General features: G+C 41.9%; 17 protein-coding genes. 5 read left to right on the forward strand and 12 right to left on the reverse strand.

The window, feature by feature from the left end:
* Positions 1-654 precede the first annotated feature (654 nt).
* Both recA and ACI2JM_RS07250 read left to right on the forward strand, forming a co-directional pair.
* Entirely contained in the window at positions 655-1,707 is a 1,053-nt protein-coding gene (gene recA, locus ACI2JM_RS07245; RefSeq protein ID WP_055124705.1) for a recombinase RecA, read from the forward strand.
* Positions 1,708-1,764: 57 nt separating this feature from the next.
* Positions 1,765-2,889 carry a regulatory protein RecX gene (locus ACI2JM_RS07250; protein WP_404643230.1) on the forward strand — a complete coding sequence of 375 codons (1,125 nt, stop codon included), beginning with the start codon at positions 1,765-1,767 and terminating at the stop codon, positions 2,887-2,889.
* 63 nt (positions 2,890-2,952) lie between these two features.
* Here the strand turns inward: ACI2JM_RS07250 and ACI2JM_RS07255 are convergent, their stop codons facing one another.
* The 7 genes from ACI2JM_RS07255 to ACI2JM_RS07285 form a co-directional block, all read right to left on the reverse strand.
* Positions 2,953-4,410: an anion permease gene (locus ACI2JM_RS07255; protein WP_404643232.1), complete on the reverse strand. Its 1,458-nt coding sequence runs from the start codon at positions 4,408-4,410 to the stop codon at positions 2,953-2,955.
* 307 nt (positions 4,411-4,717) lie between these two features.
* Positions 4,718-5,461: a YidB family protein gene (locus ACI2JM_RS07260; protein WP_404643234.1), complete on the reverse strand. Its 744-nt coding sequence runs from the start codon at positions 5,459-5,461 to the stop codon at positions 4,718-4,720.
* Positions 5,462-5,763: 302 nt separating this feature from the next.
* Complete coding sequence (locus ACI2JM_RS07265) at positions 5,764-6,207, reverse strand: hypothetical protein (RefSeq protein WP_404643236.1); 444 nt, start codon at positions 6,205-6,207, stop codon at positions 5,764-5,766.
* 92 nt (positions 6,208-6,299) lie between these two features.
* Positions 6,300-6,581, reverse strand: coding sequence for a succinate dehydrogenase assembly factor 2 (locus ACI2JM_RS07270; protein ID WP_045444191.1), 282 nt, complete (start codon positions 6,579-6,581; stop codon positions 6,300-6,302).
* Positions 6,582-6,610: 29 nt separating this feature from the next.
* Positions 6,611-7,504 (reverse strand): dihydropteroate synthase, encoded by an 894-nt coding sequence (gene folP, locus ACI2JM_RS07275; RefSeq protein ID WP_404643238.1) that lies wholly within the window; start codon positions 7,502-7,504, stop codon positions 6,611-6,613.
* Between the two features lie 171 nt (positions 7,505-7,675).
* Positions 7,676-9,571 carry an ATP-dependent zinc metalloprotease FtsH gene (ftsH, locus tag ACI2JM_RS07280; RefSeq protein ID WP_055124711.1) on the reverse strand — a complete coding sequence of 632 codons (1,896 nt, stop codon included), beginning with the start codon at positions 9,569-9,571 and terminating at the stop codon, positions 7,676-7,678.
* A gap of 401 nt (positions 9,572-9,972) precedes the next feature.
* A complete protein-coding gene (locus tag ACI2JM_RS07285; RefSeq protein ID WP_404643240.1) occupies positions 9,973-10,605 on the reverse strand; it encodes an RlmE family RNA methyltransferase in 633 nt (210 codons plus the stop codon).
* A 343-nt stretch (positions 10,606-10,948) separates the two neighbouring features.
* Between ACI2JM_RS07285 and ACI2JM_RS07290 the strand changes: the two genes are divergently transcribed.
* A complete protein-coding gene (locus ACI2JM_RS07290) occupies positions 10,949-11,257 on the forward strand; it encodes a YhbY family RNA-binding protein (RefSeq protein ID WP_045444184.1) in 309 nt (102 codons plus the stop codon).
* Positions 11,258-11,485: 228 nt separating this feature from the next.
* Complete coding sequence (locus ACI2JM_RS07295; RefSeq protein WP_404643242.1) at positions 11,486-12,214, forward strand: hypothetical protein; 729 nt, start codon at positions 11,486-11,488, stop codon at positions 12,212-12,214.
* A gap of 113 nt (positions 12,215-12,327) precedes the next feature.
* Here the strand turns inward: ACI2JM_RS07295 and ACI2JM_RS07300 are convergent, their stop codons facing one another.
* Positions 12,328-13,056 carry a CHAP domain-containing protein gene (locus ACI2JM_RS07300; RefSeq protein ID WP_045444182.1) on the reverse strand — a complete coding sequence of 243 codons (729 nt, stop codon included), beginning with the start codon at positions 13,054-13,056 and terminating at the stop codon, positions 12,328-12,330.
* 262 nt (positions 13,057-13,318) lie between these two features.
* Between ACI2JM_RS07300 and ACI2JM_RS07305 the strand changes: the two genes are divergently transcribed.
* On the forward strand, positions 13,319-13,834 hold the full coding sequence (locus ACI2JM_RS07305; RefSeq protein ID WP_404643244.1) for a hypothetical protein: 516 nt from the start codon (positions 13,319-13,321) through the stop codon (positions 13,832-13,834).
* 289 nt (positions 13,835-14,123) lie between these two features.
* On the opposite strand, the gene lpxC is transcribed toward ACI2JM_RS07305, so the two are convergent.
* The 4 genes from lpxC to ACI2JM_RS07325 all read right to left on the reverse strand — a co-directional run bounded on the left by lpxC (position 14,124) and on the right by ACI2JM_RS07325 (position 19,108).
* Positions 14,124-15,041: a UDP-3-O-acyl-N-acetylglucosamine deacetylase gene (lpxC, locus tag ACI2JM_RS07310; protein WP_055124715.1), complete on the reverse strand. Its 918-nt coding sequence runs from the start codon at positions 15,039-15,041 to the stop codon at positions 14,124-14,126.
* A gap of 371 nt (positions 15,042-15,412) precedes the next feature.
* Positions 15,413-16,618, reverse strand: a complete 1,206-nt coding sequence (gene ftsZ, locus ACI2JM_RS07315; protein WP_045454113.1) for a cell division protein FtsZ — start codon at positions 16,616-16,618, stop codon at positions 15,413-15,415.
* A 235-nt stretch (positions 16,619-16,853) separates the two neighbouring features.
* Positions 16,854-18,146: a cell division protein FtsA gene (gene ftsA, locus ACI2JM_RS07320; protein WP_404643247.1), complete on the reverse strand. Its 1,293-nt coding sequence runs from the start codon at positions 18,144-18,146 to the stop codon at positions 16,854-16,856.
* Between the two features lie 167 nt (positions 18,147-18,313).
* The gene (locus ACI2JM_RS07325; RefSeq protein ID WP_060491764.1) at positions 18,314-19,108 is read right to left on the reverse strand and encodes a cell division protein FtsQ/DivIB; all 795 of its coding nucleotides are present in this window, start codon (positions 19,106-19,108) and stop codon (positions 18,314-18,316) included.
* Between the last annotated feature and the right edge of the window lie 72 nt (positions 19,109-19,180).

Below are 19,180 nucleotides of genomic sequence, written 5' to 3' on the forward strand. Positions count from 1 at the left end.
ATGAGGTAAAATCGTTCATTTTTTATACAATTTAAAAAACCTTCTAAATCAGTAAGTTAAATGATATTTCATAATACTGTAATTTATTTTCAATATATTTTTAAATTAAATTAATCCTCACTGATGTTTCACAAAAGCTAAATTTAGACGCTTTATTTGTTGTGGACAACTTTTAATGCTATTGACAAAGGGCAGCATTATCCTATCCAAAATTAGGATATATTCAGCAACTAGATTACACAAGTTATCACTTATATACAATGCGACAGTTAGTGTCGTTTAGCATCATTGAATCCTCTATATATTCCTTGGTTTTTGTTATAATTACCTTATCTAATCAACCGCACTTTAGAAAACAGTTAAGGCTTAACGAGCATAATGTTACCTACAAATTACATCTGTTGGCGCTGATTATGAACTTAATTTTACTTTTATCGTTATTTGATTTTACTGTATAGTAGAGTGATATCCTATATTACTGTCTACACCATCGATACCCTAGCCCATTCATCCTAGATAGACATTGAACGAACGCTGCCTATTATTTAGATAGCCATCAGCACTATTGAGCCGTTAACCTTCATAGCTACAAACATTTTATTTATCATACCAAATTTATAGTTTTAACCAATGATTGAAGACAAGGAATCCAGTATGGACGACAATAAAGCCAAAGCCCTTAAAGCAGCACTCGGTCAAATCGAAAAGCAGTTTGGTAAGAATACCATCATGCATTTAGGTGACGACTCAGCTATTATGGATGTCGATGTAGTATCAACAGGTTCGTTGGGTCTGGACATTGCACTTGGCATTGGTGGTCTACCAAAAGGCCGTATCGTAGAGATTTATGGCCCAGAAAGCTCAGGTAAAACGACCATGACGCTACAGGCGATTGCAGAATGTCAAAAACAAGGCGGCACCTGCGCCTTTATTGATGCTGAGCATGCGCTTGACCCTGTTTATGCGCGCAAACTTGGTGTAAACACTGACGAGCTATTGCTGTCTCAGCCTGATAATGGTGAGCAAGCACTTGAAATAACCGACATGTTGGTGCGCTCTGGTGCTATCGATATGATTGTCATTGACTCAGTTGCTGCCTTGACGCCGCGCGCAGAGATTGAAGGCGAGATGGGCGACTCACATATGGGTCTGCAAGCACGTCTGATGAGCCAAGCCCTACGTAAAATCACTGGTAACGCCAAACGCTCTAACTGTATGGTGGTATTTATCAACCAAATTCGTATGAAAATTGGTGTGATGTTTGGTAGCCCTGAGACCACGACTGGTGGTAACGCGCTCAAATTCTACGCCTCAGTGCGTATGGATATCCGCCGTATTGGTGCAGTCAAAAACGGTGATGAAATCATCGGTAACCAAACCCGGGTCAAAGTCATCAAAAACAAAATGGCACCGCCTTTCCGCCAAGCAGAGTTTGAAATTACTTATGGTGAAGGTACCAACCACTTAGCCGAAGTGATTGACTTGGGTGTTGAAATTGGAGCCGTTGGCAAAGCAGGCTCTTGGTATAGTTATGGCGATGAAAAAATCGGTCAAGGTAAAGCCAATTCTGTGCTGTTCTTAAAAGAAAACCCTGCGATTGCGCAAGAAATCGAAGCTAAAATCCGTGAAGAAAAGCTTGGATCAAAGAAAGAGACCAAAGCCGAAGATAAAGCCAATGAAGCGTTGGTCTCTGACCCTGTACAATAACGGCGCAATGATTAACCGTTATCAATAATCATGACTTGTTATGAAAATTAAATTGTTATGAACATTAAAACCTTAGCTGAAATACTCGCTGAATCCGATGCCGATGCCGATTCAGCGAGTAGTCCTACTATCAAATCAAAAAAACCGTCCAAATCTTCCAAACACTCTGAATCCTCCAAATTTTCTCAGCATTCCTATCAAGGCGACCTTAAAAAAACAACTAAGACACGTAAGCATTCAACTTACTATCGTGAAAACCATTCATTATCTGACGATGCTGAATTTGCAGTAGAATTTGTTGAGGCTCAATCTTCTACCAATAAAAATTCTGCTCAAACCAAGAAACGTAAAAAACGTTTTCACCCAGCGGCTAACTTTAGCCCTGAGCCTAGTGACGTGCCTGCTTATCAACCACCAGAAGCACAAAGTATCAAAGAGATGCTGGCTGAAGTTAAACAAAATATTCATGGTGAACCAGACGATAGCGCGGCTACTGATAATGAATTCAACAAAGAATCACAGTATACAACCGATGCTGACATTACCAACACTTCTGTGCATGGCACAGTCGACAGTCAGATGGATAACCTACCTGCTGCTCTCAAAGCCTATTTGCGCACGCCTGAACAACGACAAGCAGAAATAGATGAGGTCAAAGCCGAAAGTCGTTTACGTTGGTTAGCTTTTTATTATTTATCGCGCCGTGAGTACGGCAAGGCTGAGCTTAAGCAAAAGCTTATTGATAAAGAGCAAGCCCCAGATAAAATTGATGCGCTACTCGATGAGTTTGAGGAAAAAGGCTACCAAAGTGATTATCGCACGACGCTCATGCTCATTCGTGAAAATATCCGTAAAGGTCGGGGACGCGGACGTATCAAGCAGGAGTTTTATCGTAAAAAAATTGCCATGCCCAGTAATATCGATGAGTTAATCGATATGGCAAATGCAGAGTCAGAAGAGTTTAGGGAGTTTGTAGATGATAGTGCAGATAATCTGGTAGATGGTATCGATTGGCTCAAACTGGCGGTCACAGCGCGCACTAAGAAGTACGGCGATGACATACCCACTGAACAAAAAGACAAAGCAAAGCAGCTACGGTTTTTGCAATATCGAGGCTTTCAGAGCGATATCTGTTTTGCCGCGCTCAATTATACATTAGACACATTAGATGAGCGCTTTTAAGCCACCCTCACTTTTTTTAAAAACACCCAGCTGTACATAAGACAATATGACTTGAGCGATGTATTAATAATAGCCGAGCACTTTCCACCAAATCAAACCAGCACCGATCCAAATGACTAAATTGACCACGCTCATTATTGCGCCAATACTCCACCACTCTCTTAACGTCACATAGCCAGAGTTAAAAATGACTGGCGCAGTACCAGTTGCATAATGCGTAAGCGTCATCATGATGTTGCCCGCTGCGGCTAAGATCAGCGCATATAACATCGGCGGTGCGCCCAAGCTTAAACCCACCGCATAAAATGCTACAAATAGTGCAGTAATATGAGCCGTGGTACTAGCAAAGAAATAATGAATATATAAGTACACTAGGGTCAAAATAGTCACAGCCCCTATCCAGCCAAGCCCAGTCGTACCAATCATCGATTCAATATTGCCAGAGAACCAGCTTATCAGTCCAAGCTTATTAAGATAAGCGGCCATCATAATAAGGGCGCCAAACCAAATAATGGTATCCCATGCTGACTTCTCTTTTAAAATATCGTCCCAAGTCAGTACCCCAGTCAATATTAAGGTCGTCAAACCAATAAATGCTGTGGTGGTAGCATCAACGCTATATTGCTCACCTAACATCAATGCGGGAATATTCGCCCACAATAACAGCATCAGAGCAAATACTCCGAGCATGATTTTTTCTTGGCTACTTATTTTTCCCATTTCTGCCAGATTTTCCTTGGCAAAACCTTTTGCATCGGGCGTGATTTTAACATCAGGTGGATAAATTATATAAATGACTAACGGCATCACAAGCAGACATAGCATACCAGGTACAAACATCGCCACTGCCCAAGTGGTCCATGACAGCTGAATATCACCGCCTGTGGCTTTATTTACCAAATCTACAACCAAAGGATTGGGCGCAGTAGCCGTGATAAACATCCCAGAGGTAATCGGGTTAGCATGATAGTTCACCATCGCTAAATACCGACCAATCTTATTTTGAGTGCCTTCTTCTGGCGTCGAATGAAAGCTTTGCGCGATAGACTTCATAATAGGGTGAATAATACCGCCGCCACGCGCCGTATTAGAGGGCGTAATAGGTGCTATCATCAATTCAGCCGCAGTCAAAGAATAAGCCACGCCGATGGTTTTTTTACCAAAAATAGAAATAAAATAATAGGCAATACGTCGACCCAAACCCGTTTTTATCAAGCCACGCGATATCATGACTGCAATACCAATTAGCCAAATCAACGGACTTGAGTAGCTTGATAATGCATCACTAATGGCTTGTGCTGGGCTATCACTAGTCACGCCTGTCAGTGCGACTAGGGTGACTGCAATGATAGCAATGGCACCAATGGGTAATACTTTGCCGATGATGGCGACAATAGTGGCGATGAATAACGCCAGCATGTGCCATGCTGCAGGGGTAACGCCAGTAGGCACTGGTATCACAAACCAAATGATCAAGCCGACCAAAATGGCAACCGCTGCTTGAATAGGCTTAAATGGCATGATTAAGTATCCTTATAAATGCTTATACCATCACGCAGTCATATTATATAAAGGATCATCAAAGTAGCCACTGCGACAAAAGACTCAATGAATCATATGACCATCTTATAAGATTTATAGAATTATTTTTCTATTATTCACCATTTTTAACATATCTATTTAGAATAAAGAGTAAATATTCAGTAATTGAGTACCAATAGTAGGGTTAAACTAACAGCCATAAAAAAGAGCACGTTGGATAACGTACTCTTTTTCATAGTATTAACTTTGTGGCATTAACGATTGCGACTTTCTTTAAAAAATAAATTTATTTTAGCGCACCTAGTCGACTAGATAGTTGATTAATGATTTGATCAATCTCTTCATTGGCTTCAGATTCATTATCCAAATTGCCACTTGGTGTCAGCTGATTCATTACTTCTGGCAGCAATTCAGCAAGACCTTGACGGACTTCTACGTCATTAGCACCAGTATGTGCTGCAACCTGCTGAATCTCATTTTCATCGAACAACTGACTGATATCATTTGGATCAAGGTTGTCATTGTCTTGCTGGTTACTCATCCAAGAACGCGCTTGGTTTTCATAACCCATACCTGTGATTTTCGATAATGCACCACTCAAGCCGCCATTGCGTTTGATCCAGCTTAGTACCATTGGCATAAGTGCAGCAATTAGCATACCTTTACCGCCGAATCCAGATTTTCTCGTTTGACCACCCATTGCTTGACCACCTAGCACACTGCCTAATATGTCTCCAAGACCGCCGGCATTAGAATTGACGCCGCCACGTTGATTGCCACCATTGAGTCCACCGCCTGTTAACCCACCGAGAATATCATCTAAGCCAAAACCATTGTCTGGCTGACGATCATACTGGCGTGGATTGTAGCCTCCAGTTTGACTAGCACCGCCTAGCACGCTACCCAATATATCCCCAAGACCACCTGTACGACGTGGATCAATGCGTTGATTTACAGGATTACGCTGCGCATCTTCAGGATCCATCGCACGGCGGGCCACCTGACTAACCAAATTCCCTAATAAGCTCATTCTCGATTCCTTTTTGTCATATTATTTATTATCTATAAACCGCTAAAAACTTCGCTGCTAATTTAATATATTAAGCAACAGCGTGATTTACTTATGCGTTTCACAATTCTCTTGCAATATAACAAATCTCTTTCGCTATCCAGATAGGTGTTTTGTTATGACATGTAGGCGTTCGTAAATCCATGGAAAAAACCGCTCATTGGGTGCTATAAGAAAATACTGCCTTAACTCGTATTTTCGGCGTTTATGTTAGGCATATTGAACATTCAACCATGGTACTAATAAGCACTATTTATAAGTATTCAATACAATCTAGCCAAAATATTCAACTCTCGCCATTGTTCAGGGCTCACTTGATCTCGAAAGATGGTCACTGATAAAGAGCGCTGATAAGGCTCTATAACATTGAATTCAAAGCTTATCGCCCATCGATATCCAGAGACAGCGATTAATTGTGCCTGCCATAGCTCATCACCGCGACCCGTACGGAGCAGTAGCTGCCAATGTTGATCGATACGATAGCTAAGTGGTGGTTGGCTCAGGTGCAGCAGTATGGGCCGTGATAATGTCAAATAAATAATCACCGCGGCGGTAACGACTAAAATAAGCACATATTGCCATAACAGTAAAGAAGCAAGCCATGCCAGTACAACCATGACAGCGGTCAACCCACTATAAAGCAGCAAACGCAAATAGCTGGCAGGCCGAATAGCCGTATCAATACGCAACGAATTTGCCAAGGTCATATTTTATCACCAAAAAAAACGGCAGACCATTATGTTACTCAGGCCTAGCTATACCAGCTCTGGACAACCATTTTTTATATCTAAATCAGTCTTTAAGTCAAATCTTTGGTATGACGCCATGTCTTAATTTTATTGACTAGCGCCCATATTTCTTCATTTTCTGGACGATTTTGATTGGTGAAATAATCCAACAAATCAGGGTCTTCATGAGTCAGCATTTCTGCAAACGTCTCTTGTTCAGCAGGCTCTGCCGTTAAGTAAATCTCTTTGACATAAAGATCAATATAAAAGTCTAACTCTTTTAATCCGCGGCGTGCTTGATAGATAATGCGGCGCTGTTCATTGGTTGGTTCTGGCTGAATCGGGGTGGTCATAAAAGTACTCTCATCATTTTAAATTGGGATTAAGGATAATTATGCGCGGATAATTGACGCCATAAGGCGACTGCTTGCTGCATCATCGCCACATTATGGGTGCGTATAATGCCAGCGCCTTGCTGTAGGGCAAAGATACCAGCCACCGTACCTACCACATCACGATCTACCGCGTTAGTAGTAACGACTTCGACGCCACTCTTGCTCAATACTTCCGCTAAAAAACGTTTGCGCGAAATGCCAAACATCATCGGTAAACCAAGCGCTTGTAGCCTGCCAAGCTGGCTTAATAGTGCGCAATGATGCTCATAATCTTTCGCAAAACCAAAGCCTGGATCGACAATAATTTTCTCACGCTTAACACCGATTCTTGTTACTTCATCAATACGTGATAATAGCTCAGCTCTTACGTCACTAATGATATCATCATAGTGTGCCAAATTATTCATCGTTGTTGGCTCGCCGCGCATATGCATGAGCATGACTGGTATATCAAGCTCAGCCGCCAGTGCTGCTGCACCCTCGCATTTGAGTGCGCGTACATCATTCCAAATATCAGCACCAGCGTCAAAAGCCGCTTTCATAACCTCTGGATTGCTGGTGTCAATGGATAGCCAAATATCCTCCCCGCAATGCCCGCGGATGGCTCGAACCACTGGCACAACACGTTGCATCTCTTCAGAAGTGCCCACAGTATTCGCATTGGGACGAGTAGACTCACCGCCAATGTCGATAATAGTCGCACCTTCTTTTATCATTTGCTGACAATGCGCAATAGCCTTATCTACCGCATTGAACTGTCCACCGTCTGAAAACGAATCGGGTGTGACATTAAGAATACCCATAATATGAGGCTGCGATAGATCTAGTGTTTTATCACGACTTGATATCTTATAGCTGGGTAAAGGCTGAAATAATGACATAACCAAATTATCTCTCATTAAAACATTCTAATTATTGCACTGTGCTTGTTATGCGGTGTGCTTATCATACCAGTAAACTCTATTCTGTACTAAACCCTTCACTAAATATGGACAACAAAAAAGCCCTTTATCATAAAGGGCTTTTTCTATTGGATATGAATTAATTAATAACTACATCGCTGGTAACGGTGGCGGTGTTGAGTTGGTTGTTTTGATATCATTCTTCGATAAGTTGACTTCGTTGTGCTGATAAACTCTAGGTGGACGTGGGTCTTCACCTGCTAAGATATCTTGCAACTGATCACGGTCAATCGTTTCCCACTTCATTAGGGCATCTACCATCGCATGCATTTTTTCTTGATTGCCTTCAATCAATTCGCGCGCGATATCATATTGCTCCTCTAACATACGGCGGACTTCTTCATCGACCTTTTGCTGTGTGGCTTCCGAAATCGTACGACTGCTAGAGCCAAAATAGCCTTGCGAGCTGTCTTCATCTTCATAAACCATAATACCAAGTGCGTCAGACATACCGTACTTCGTCACCATGGCGCGAGCCATCTTGGTTGCACGTTCGAAGTCGTTAGAAGCACCTGTCGACATTTGATTGATAAAGACTTCTTCAGCGATACGACCGCCGAATAAGATAGCAATATCACTCAGCATTTTTGATTTATACATACTGGTTTGGTCATGCTCTGGCAACTGCCAAGTAACACCAAGCGCAAAACCACGCGGCATGATCGTTACTTTATGCACAGGATCGGTACCTGGTAGTAGCTCAGCGACTAAGGCGTGACCTGCTTCATGATAAGCGGTCGCACGGCGCTCCTCTTCACGAATGACCATTGATTTACGCTCAGGACCCATATATAGCTTGTCTTTTGCATCTTCAAAATCATTCATATCAACGCTGGTCTTGTTGCGACGTGCTGCAAACAATGCCGCTTCGTTGACAAGGTTGGCCAGCTGCGCACCACTGAAACCTGGTGTACCGCGAGCCAATGCATTGGCATCCACACCGATAGTATTCGGCAGCTTTCTCAAATGCACTTTAAGAATTTGTTCACGGCCTTTAATATCTGGCAAGCCCACTTGTACCTGACGGTCAAAACGACCTGGACGCAGTAACGCTTTATCAAGCACATCCGCACGGTTGGTCGCTGCAATGACGATCACGCCTTCATTGCCTTCAAAACCATCCATTTCAACCAATAATTGGTTTAGTGTCTGCTCACGCTCATCATTACCGCCACCCATACCAGAGCCACGATGACGACCGACCGCATCAATTTCATCAATAAAGATGATGCAAGGCGCGCTCTTTTTAGCCTGTTCGAACATATCGCGTACACGTGAGGCACCGACACCGACAAACATTTCAACAAAATCAGAACCTGAGATTGAGAAGAACGGCACTTTAGCTTCACCCGCAATGGCTCTGGCTAACAATGTTTTACCGGTACCTGGAGGACCTACCATTAAGATACCACGTGGAATCGTTGCACCAAGCTTGGTAAATTTATCAGGGTCGCGTAAAAACTCGACCACTTCAACCACTTCTTCTTTGGCCTCTTCACAACCAGCCACATCTTCAAAGTTCACCTTGATTTGGTCTTCAGTCAGCATTTTAGCTTTTGACTTACCAAAGCTCATAGGGCCGCCGCCTTTACCGCCAGCGCCGCCTTGCATGTTACGCATGAAGAATAAAAACAGACCAATAATCAATAGAATTGGGAAACTGGCTATCAGTAATTGCATCAAGACGCTTTGGCGTTTTGGGGCAGTCCCTTGGACTTCGACTTGGTTCTCACGCAGCAATGGCATGAGCTCGTCATCTGACACAGCTGGTCGAATGGTCTCAAAAGATGAACCATTTTTCTTTTCGCCGGTGATTTGCTCGCCATCGATTTCAACGCTGGCTACTTGGTTTTCTGACACGGCGGTCACAAACTCAGAGTAGTTAAGGCTATCCGGCTCGGATGATTGATCAAAGCCGCTAAACACCAGCACCAAAACGCCGATTACCACCAGCCACAATAAGGTATTTTTTACCATGTCGCTCACTAGTTATTCCCATCCCTTACTTATTGGTGTGTTTATTAAACACGTGACGTCTATAAACGTATCGCTCATTTTTTAGTAGATATATTCATAGCCAAAATTTGTGATTCAGACTCATACAACTCAAATGCTGCATGGGGACTGTTTTCACGATTTATAAATATCAATGACCTATATATCTATCATAGATGAGCACATCAGGCGCTTATTGTCAGACGACTTTGCCTAAAACATATGCTTGAAACAAAGTTAATATACCATGATATGTGGTGCTAACCTGCATAATTCAAGCAGGTTTCGCTATTATTCAGTTAACGATTGTAGCGGGTTCAATGCGCTCATGAGACTATGTTATGGTGACACATTATCTCGCTTACAATGGCTGTGACATAACGACGTTATGATTATTTAATCGCTATCCAAAACATCTCTTTTGACCGTGGTCGTGACGCACCTGGTTTGATACTACGGATTTTACTAAAATCCTGCTGCATCTGCTTGCGTAATTCTTGTGTGCCTTCACCTTGAAACACTTTCATAATAAGTGCGCCACCTTCTGGTAAGGTTGCAAGCGCGAAGTCGACTGCCAGCTCGCATAAATACATCATACGTGGCTGATCGATTGCGCTGTTTCCTGCCGTATTTGGTGCCATATCGGACAGCACTACATCGACCTGTCTATCACCAACCTCTGCCATGATCGCATCAAACACTTCTGCTTCGCGAAAGTCGCCTTGAATAAAGGTCACATCAGGCAATGTATCCATCGGCAGAATATCAGAGGCAATCAAAATACCTTTTTCGCCTACTAGCTGACCTGCCACTTGAGACCAACTGCCTGGAGTACTGCCCAAATCTACGACCGTCATGCCTTTTTTAATAATATTGGTCTTTTCATTAATTTCTAATAACTTATAGGCGGCACGGGCACGATAGCCATCTTTTTGCGCTTTTTGCACATAATGATCGTCAATATGCTCTTTCATCCAAGCGCTACTACTCTTTGACAGTTTTTTATTTTCGATACGCGTGGCCAAAATACCTGCTCCTATTGCTTTGCAAAACATTCATACATATTACTGAAGTAGCTAAAAGATTTATGAAGCACTTTCGATATGGTTTAAATTCATTCGAATATGCTATCAATCAAGATTTTTATACATTTGCAGTCTTAAACTGACTAAATTCTATTGGTTAAAACACTGATTTATCAGACAGTAGCGTTTATAATGTGCCCAAACATTCAGTTTAACATTTTCATCACGTAAAATCGTGCAAAATCCTGCTGATCTCATGCAAGATGACCACAGATTATCTATAATGGTCGTCAACTGCTCTTAATAGCACTGTCTTTTATTTTTACCAACACCTAGGAATTCTATGCAACTCGATAACGCTACCATCAAACGCCTAAGAGGCATTGGTCACGACCTCAAACCTATCGTCATGATTGGCAACAAAGGTATTACCCCAACCATTACTGAAGAGATTGATCGCGCGCTATCAGATCATGAGCTCATCAAAGTAAAACTGCCTGCTGGCACAAAAGAAGAACGCGATGTCATCGGTGCTGAACTTGCCAAAGCGGCTAACGCGTCTTTGGTTCATTCTATTGGTCGTATGGCATTGTTACTACGTAAAAATCCAAACGCCAACCCAAAATTGTCTAACTTAGCACGTCATGCATAATAATATGTGATGACCAGCTGGTTTGAGTGATGTGATGGTATGATATGCCATATCAACTCAAATCATAGCCACATGGTGACGATAAATGTAAAAGCCGCGATGCATCTTGCTCGCGGCTTTTATGTTGTCTGCTCGTTTTAGATTTACTTAGCATGTAATATTAGCTCGCTTAGTCGGTACCATTTTTCTTATAGTTACTTCTATATTTTCATTGTCGGGTCTTAACTTATGAATCAATCATTCAATCTCTGTGTGGCCACCGAAACCATAGTAAACGATGCACAGCAACTGGGTGTAACAGTAGATGAGTTACAGCGCATCTGTATAAATGTGAGTGCTCAGATTATTCGACAGCCATCACTATACTTACAGCTAACCTATCAACTCACCCTGCCCAACCAACTGCTAGCAAAGCAGCTAAACTGGTCAGTGTGGCAGCAAGCGCAAGTAAGATTCGATGATTACTTGTGGGAAGAGACTTGCCTTGAGTGTTTTATCGCTGGTCGTCTGATAAATGATGAAAATCTAACGGAGGCTCAAAAGGCAACGCCCTATATCGAGATTAATGCCAATCCAGACGGTCGTTACGCGCTATATCAATTTGCAAGCTATCGTAATCCTGCCACCTTACCACCAACCCCCTTACATGCAGCTGATGGACAAGCGCGCGCGTTTATTAATTGGATAAACGATGTAACGCCAACATTAAGGTACGTGGAGAATCCTTTATTTAATGATCCATCACTAGCAAATAAACCTCATCATTATGAGCGCAGCTTTAATGTACCAGTAATCCAACGATCCAATAAGCAATACACCATCGCAAATACTGTGATTGAGCAAATACATCCTTGCGTTATTTTATGGTTTGGTGAGATTGCTTTATATTTTGCCCCAAACCACGCCTCCCCGCCTGATTTTCACAATCGTAGCCACTGGTCGAGATTTGAGCTTTAACTCTACTTTTAAATTGAGCATCACAACTCAAAGCGCAAAAAAAACCAGCAACGCTATAAAGGCATTACTGGATTTGGAGAAAACTTTTAACTTAGACTATATCTAACTGTCTACTATTTGTCAGCCATCGCGAGGTAAATACCACGGTCTGATGCATCATCGACATATTGCGAATCACGCCATGTCGTATAGCTGTAAGTGCCACTGTATGGGCTAATGCTGTTTTGGCGGAAATCAGATACCCAATCGTTACCATCAAAGATCTGGATATGACCATGTGGACGGTTTGACGTACGATTATAGACAACGACGTCACCCACTTGTGGCTGCATATCATTACTGATCTTGGTAAAACCTGCTTGAGCAAGTGTGCCGCGAGAGGCATACTGATAAGCTGAAGGGTTAGGCGTAAATTCGTAACCTGCTGATTGTAGCGCTTTACGTACATAGCGAGCACAGTAGCCAGAGCTTCTAGATAACGCTACTCGCGATGCACTTGCCGCTGCGATAGCAGGAGCAGAATTGCGATCAGGAGCGCGGCTTGATTGCTGCTGACGCTGCTCATAAGACAAACGGCTGGTAAGCGAAGCAAGCTGGTATTCTTTTTGCTTGGCATGCGCACTTAAATTATCAATGGCTTGACTGATCTCATCATTGCTATATACATGAGCACCACTGTTAGTGCTATAGATATTGCGGCTAGAACCGTAGTTCGCAGAAGCAGAGATGTTAGTGATGGTATGACTCAAGGTATTATTTGGTTGAAAGGTTGTTTCGACAGCACCACTTGTCTGTGCTATACCCATTCCCAATACTGACAAAATTAATAAAGCTTGTTTCATAAATTTACTACCTATTGTTAATACAAGACCGCTCGTCATCCGTGACAAAGCATCAATTAGTTTAGAGGAGATGATCATTACAAAACATGATAAAATCCTTGTTAAAACAGCCCGCTATTTCTTCTGTAGTGACTAATGCTAGTATTATCTGTTAATACCATATTCCGCTTAGTTCACTGTCTCGCAAATCGTTCAGTATCAATTGCCTTTAGCATGTCAATTATGAATATCGATTTTGTCACCTAGTAGATGAGTCATCACGATGTCAAAAAAACAGCCAAATCGGCTTGCCCAACTTATCGACCATCAAGCTTTTGCTGGTAGCGCACTACCCCGAACGCTTGCTGACAATATACGGCTATACATAGAAGCGACCAATGAGGTAAAAGCGCTATTGGTAGATTGTCTACCTGAAGAAATTCTTAATACCTGTTGGGTCGTAGGCCTCACCTCCGAGCAATTAATACTCAGTGTGGGCTCAATGACTGCTGCCAATCATATTCGCTATTTGCAGAGCGCTTATTTGCAAGTCTTAACAGAGCAGTCAATTACATTTAAACAACTCAAGCAAATTCGCGTCGTCGTCGCTAAAAATTCAGCTGATAATCATTCATCTAAACAACTATCAGCAGTATCAGCAACTTTGTCAAAATCTAGTAAAGCCAATGAAAATCAGGCTCTTAGCCAAAACACAAAGCGGACTATATCACAGGCCGCAGAGCATGTCACCACTGATGAAAATCTCAAAAAAGCACTTTTACGTCTGGCAAATTATTAATGTTACTATGTAAAGTTGTGTAAACGAAACCGTAAAAATCAGCTGATAACGCTGCGATTTTGTAATGACGCAAACAAAAAAAATCACCTGCTAGCTCCGTTCACATTATGAACGTCACCAACAGATGATTGAAAAACTATCCACAGCTTTGATATTCTCTACTCTAGAGCAGAATTGTTAAAATAATCTAAACAATACATTCAAAAAAACGAATATTATTAGAATGTAATTACTGCCGGATTATGTAATATTGCGTAAATGTTTCGATACTTCGTGTATATTGCTGTATTCATCCTTCAACAGTCAAACCTTCGAGAGGCAAATACTGAATTGGGCACGTTACATTGTCATCAAAAGTTACAATTTCAAAATTATTATGGTCAGATAGTATCTCACGTACCAATAAATTGTTTAACGCGTGACCAGATTTATAAGCATTAAAGCGACCCAAAATCGGATAGCCAATCAAATACAAATCACCTAAAGCATCCAAAATTTTATGGCGAACGAACTCATCATTAAAACGCAAGCCTTCTTCGTTAAGAATATTTGCCTCATCAATAACAATAGCATTATCCATACTGCCTCCTAACGCCAAATTATTCTGACGTAAGGCTTCTATGTCTCGTAAAAACCCAAAAGTACGGGCTGAACTCAATTGCTCAATGAAGTTTTGCGTCGAAAACTGCAACTGGGCATGCTGAAAATCTTTGTCAATAGCAGGATGATCAAAATCAATCTCAAAATTTAGCTCAAACCCTTCATAAGGACGCAGTTCTGCCCATTTATCATCCACTTTTACTCTTACAGGTCTGACGATTTTTATAAACTTCTTTAAAGCGTCTTGCTCGCAGAATCCTGCGTCAAGCAGTAACGCTACAAAAGGAGCGGCACTACCATCCATAATCGGTATCTCTGAGGCCGATACACGAATTAAAAGGTTATCCACGCCAAGTCCTGCAATGGCACTAAGCAAATGCTCGACGGTCCCCACACGTGTGCCACCAAACACTAGGTTTGACGACATCATAGTATCTTGTACTAAAAAAGCACTAGCTGGAATCGGCTGGCTGCCTTCGATATCAGAACGCTCGAAAACAATACCCGTATCAATAGGTTGCGGATGAAACTCTAAGTCAACAGGCTGACCACTATGGAGACCAATACCTGTAACAGCAATCGCAGTTTTTATGGTTCTTTGGTTCATGGCTGTCTTCTCACATATTTTGTTACAATTGCCATAGTGTATCATTACCCGCCCCTAGTTCGCCATAGTTAAAACTTGCTAATTTCCTTATCTCCTTGATTGATAACACTTATCGTCAATAAATTTTGATGGTTTTCATGTCTCATTGATCACACTGCCTCTGTTAACACAGGGAAATAACAGCCAAATGTTACAATCATAAATTGTTTTATACGCCTATTTATTAATGATGATTTTCGCATCGAGAGGCGATTCTTATAAATAGAGCGCGCTCATAGCTGAATCAGTTTGCTAATATATGGACATTTTCTATAGGCACAAAAAAGCCAGCAACTTAGTACTGGCTTTTTTTTCCCAAACATCTGAAAATATTATTTATTTTGTTGACGTTTTAGATAGTCTTGAATGCTATTGGTTTTGGTTTTCGCCTGCTCTTGAGGCGCGCTTGAGCGAGTAGCACTAGCCGTTTCTTGATACATCTGAGCTTGCGATTGCTTCTGGCTGTTTAAAGCACTGGTATGCACGTTAGGGTCAACAGGCTGAGTGCTATTGACAGAAGGAACTGGTGCCTCGACTACTTCTGGCTCTTGTCCAGCGTTTTCATCTAACGTCAAACCCGTTGCAATAACAGTAACGTGTAAATCGTCACCCATTTTTTCATCAATCACCGAACCATAGAAAATATGTGCATCGTCAATATCTGTAATTTCTTCGACAATAACACTGATTTTGCTCATCTCATCTAATGAGAGTGATTCAGAAGAAATCACGTTAACCAACAGACCTTTTGCATTTTCTAAACGCAAGTCATCAAGTAATGGTGATCTGATGGCTTTCTCAGTTGCTTGACGCGCACGATCATCGCCGCTAGCACGGCCGATACCCATCATCGCATGACCTTTGGCAGTCATAGCAGTGCGGATATCGTTAAAGTCGATATTGATCATACCTTCACTAGCGATAGTTTCAGCAATACCTTGAACCGCATGTAATAACACATCATCCGCTTTTTTGAAGGCATCTTGCATAGAGATATTGCCGTAGACACTCATCAACTTATCATTCGGAATCGTAATGATAGAATCAACGAAATTAGTCAATTGCTCAATACCAGCTTTAGCAGCCTTGATACGTTTGCCACCTTCAAACTTAAATGGCGTAGTGACGACGGCAACTGTCAACACTTCCATTTCTTTAGCAATACGAGCAACCACAGGCGCTGCACCCGTACCCGTACCACCGCCCATACCAGCAGTAATGAACACCATGTCTGAATGTTCGAGTAATGCACGGATGGCTTCTTCTTCGCTCTCTGCTGCTTCCCGCCCAACTTCTGGGTTCGCCCCTGCGCCCAAACCGCGATTCGTTTTTGCGCCAAGTTGCAATTTATGCGGTGCAGTTAAACGATCAAGCGCTTGTTTATCCGTATTAGCACAGACGAACGTTACACCTCTAATCCCTTGTTGTACCATATGTTCAACCGCATTACCGCCACCACCACCAACACCGAATACAGTGAAGCTTGCTTGGCCGTTATTTTGAGGCTGGTTATCATCTGGCATGGTGTATTTTGACATAAAAAGGTTTCTCCAGTTGCAGATAGCGTGATGGTCGATACTTGGTAACACACTTATATGGCGCGCTATCGACTTACTATATATAATTGTATTTAAATAAAACAGGGCAATGGCTTAGATAATTGTGCTAGCCAAAATATGCCAGTATGGTACAGGGTGTTACTTTTCGTATTCTTGCCTATTATATAGCTGCATACTCTTATGCTGCTTAATATAAGTATGTTTTGCTAACAGATTATAATATCTTTTTGAGTACACTAGCAAAACGCTGCCCTGCACTTTGAAAAACACCAGTGACTCGATTTTTTTGAATCGCTTCAGGCTCGCTTTTTTCACTACGGCGAAACTGCTCGCTTTGACTATATAATAGTGTACCAAATGCCGTTTGATAAGCACGATCATTCACTTGACTGTTTAGCTGCTTAAATGACTCATCATTATCAAAATGATTATGAGCACTAATAGCAGGATGAGTGTTGGTTAATACTACGGGCATTTTGAGCAATTTTTTGGTAAAGGGTATCATACCTTTAATCGCCGTACCGCCACCTGTGAGTACGATACCTTTGTCGATATAGCCGATGAGATCAGCCTCATGCAATTGACGAGCAACTTCCGTAAATATCTGCACATAGCGCGCTTCAATAATGCGGGCTAGATTATAGATACCAATATTAATCTCGTCACCTGTTCCTTGTGATTTAAAGATAAAGAATGAGCTAGGATCCACACTATTGACATCGACAGTACCATGGGTTTTTTTCAGCTTTTCAGCTTCAATCATGGAGATACCAAAATCAGCTGAGATATCCATCGTCACTTCGTGGCTGCCTGTCGCGATACAATGGGTAAATATGAGCTTGTTTTCTTTATAAACGCAAATACTAGTCGTACTAGCACCAATATCTACCAAACAAACCCCTTGCTGGCGCTCGTCACTCATCAAACTATATTCAGCACTCGTCACTGCATCAAATACAATGTGGTCAATACCAACATCACAGCTTTGCAATAATTTTTGGATATTCTGACGACTAGCAACGGGCATCATCATCATGTGATACATCACAGTAATATTATGCGCCATCATTTCGATTGCATCATCCACCATGAAATCTTGATCATCAACATAGATACCCTGCTGACAGCAATGCATTAGATAATAGTCTGATGATAGATCGCGTGACTTGGCATTAGACAACGCCTGCACCATATCTTTGGCACGTACCGCCTCATCTTCTACACGTACCTCGCCTGCACTATTTTTGCTCGATAATTCCGGGGTCGCTAAGGTCAACCACACACTGTGCACGCGGCAATTGGCAGTATCTTCTGCTTCTTGAATGGCTTGTTTAATAGCACCTTGTAGACGTTCACGGTGTTTTATTTGACCTTGGTAAAAATCGCTATTTTTGACTTGTCCCACGCCCAGAATACGGATGTCTTTTGCAGAGACAACGTTACCAATAACGACATAGACTGCCGTGGCACTTAGATGGACAACAACCAGATTTTCAGTATTTTTCATGGTACCAGACAAATTATCGCTAAACAGGAGACCAAATGACGTCTCCATTAGATCATTAAAAAAGGCGTTATCAACACGCTATGATGTTGTATATTCTGTGCTACAAACTATCAAAATAGCTCAAACTAAAATGCTAACCAGTTTTTGCTTGTGCTATCTATCTATCGTTATTCTGCTTCATCGATTTTTGGCTGTGCCATATCCCAAGCAATGGTAAAACCATTTTTATAGCGCAAATCTACAGACTGTATTTCGCCTCGACGCTCACTTAACTGATTGCCGAGCAGCTGACTCAAACTCAGCAGCTTTTGCGCAGTATTCTCATTATCAACAATCACACGCAGTCCATTGTCAAAACGAATCAGCCAAGTCATTCTTGGTGACAGGATAATATCTTCGACTTGCATACCAAGTGGCGCATACCAGTCGTTAACTTGCTGCATCTGCTGCATGATAACTGGGGCTTGCGTTATCTCACCTTGTAAGGTGGCGAAGCGTTCTTGCGTCAGATCTTTACTATCAGCAGGGACAAAAACCGCACCTTTTGCATCCACCAAACGCTCTGTACCAAAATTAGCAACCGCTTGCTTAGGTAATGCAGTAACGACTATGCCCCGTTGCCAATCACGAGAAATACTGACCTGATCAACCCAAGCCATACCCGTCGTAATATCTCTTAACGCTTGCAAATCAGAGGTAAAAAAGCTGCTTACCTTTTGTTGATTCATAACCTGTTGCAATGCGCGATACTGGGTAACTGTCAAACCCTGATTATTCACATGGATAGAAGCTGGCGGTGCATCACGCAACGCTTTTCCACCCATTATCAATATCAGTACGAGCAACCCTAGTACCAATACCATAAAAAAATATTTGAGCGAAGTTGGTACTTGGAACTTAGAGTTTGGGCGACGGGTTTTATCACTCATCAAGTCAGTTACCTCGTTGACAGTTTGAGCCATAACGACCTTTGTCCCTATATTTGCATAAAACTGATCATGCTATTTATAAATGTAAATCTGCATATTTTTGCA

Source organism: Psychrobacter sp. NPDC064578, from assembly GCF_044901245.1.
In the GTDB taxonomy this organism is placed as follows: Bacteria; Pseudomonadota; Gammaproteobacteria; order Pseudomonadales; family Moraxellaceae; genus Psychrobacter; species Psychrobacter cibarius_C.

What these genes read in the sequence shown, in the direction of transcription:
- folP (WP_404643238.1), bottom strand. Translation starts at nt 7,504, where the DNA reads ATGTCATTATTTCAGCCTTTACCCAGCTATAAGATATCAAGTCGTGAT.
- ACI2JM_RS07305 (WP_404643244.1), top strand. Translation starts at nt 13,319, where the DNA reads ATGTCAAAAAAACAGCCAAATCGGCTTGCCCAACTTATCGACCATCAA.
- ACI2JM_RS07255 (WP_404643232.1), bottom strand. Translation starts at nt 4,410, where the DNA reads ATGCCATTTAAGCCTATTCAAGCAGCGGTTGCCATTTTGGTCGGCTTG.
- ftsZ (WP_045454113.1), bottom strand. Translation starts at nt 16,618, where the DNA reads ATGTCAAAATACACCATGCCAGATGATAACCAGCCTCAAAATAACGGC.
- recA (WP_055124705.1), top strand. Translation starts at nt 655, where the DNA reads ATGGACGACAATAAAGCCAAAGCCCTTAAAGCAGCACTCGGTCAAATC.
- ACI2JM_RS07295 (WP_404643242.1), top strand. Translation starts at nt 11,486, where the DNA reads ATGAATCAATCATTCAATCTCTGTGTGGCCACCGAAACCATAGTAAAC.
- ACI2JM_RS07325 (WP_060491764.1), bottom strand. Translation starts at nt 19,108, where the DNA reads ATGGCTCAAACTGTCAACGAGGTAACTGACTTGATGAGTGATAAAACC.
- ACI2JM_RS07250 (WP_404643230.1), top strand. Translation starts at nt 1,765, where the DNA reads ATGAACATTAAAACCTTAGCTGAAATACTCGCTGAATCCGATGCCGAT.
- ftsA (WP_404643247.1), bottom strand. Translation starts at nt 18,146, where the DNA reads ATGAAAAATACTGAAAATCTGGTTGTTGTCCATCTAAGTGCCACGGCA.
- ACI2JM_RS07290 (WP_045444184.1), top strand. Translation starts at nt 10,949, where the DNA reads ATGCAACTCGATAACGCTACCATCAAACGCCTAAGAGGCATTGGTCAC.
- ACI2JM_RS07270 (WP_045444191.1), bottom strand. Translation starts at nt 6,581, where the DNA reads ATGACCACCCCGATTCAGCCAGAACCAACCAATGAACAGCGCCGCATT.
- lpxC (WP_055124715.1), bottom strand. Translation starts at nt 15,041, where the DNA reads ATGAACCAAAGAACCATAAAAACTGCGATTGCTGTTACAGGTATTGGT.
- ACI2JM_RS07265 (WP_404643236.1), bottom strand. Translation starts at nt 6,207, where the DNA reads ATGACCTTGGCAAATTCGTTGCGTATTGATACGGCTATTCGGCCTGCC.
- ACI2JM_RS07260 (WP_404643234.1), bottom strand. Translation starts at nt 5,461, where the DNA reads ATGAGCTTATTAGGGAATTTGGTTAGTCAGGTGGCCCGCCGTGCGATG.
- ACI2JM_RS07300 (WP_045444182.1), bottom strand. Translation starts at nt 13,056, where the DNA reads ATGAAACAAGCTTTATTAATTTTGTCAGTATTGGGAATGGGTATAGCA.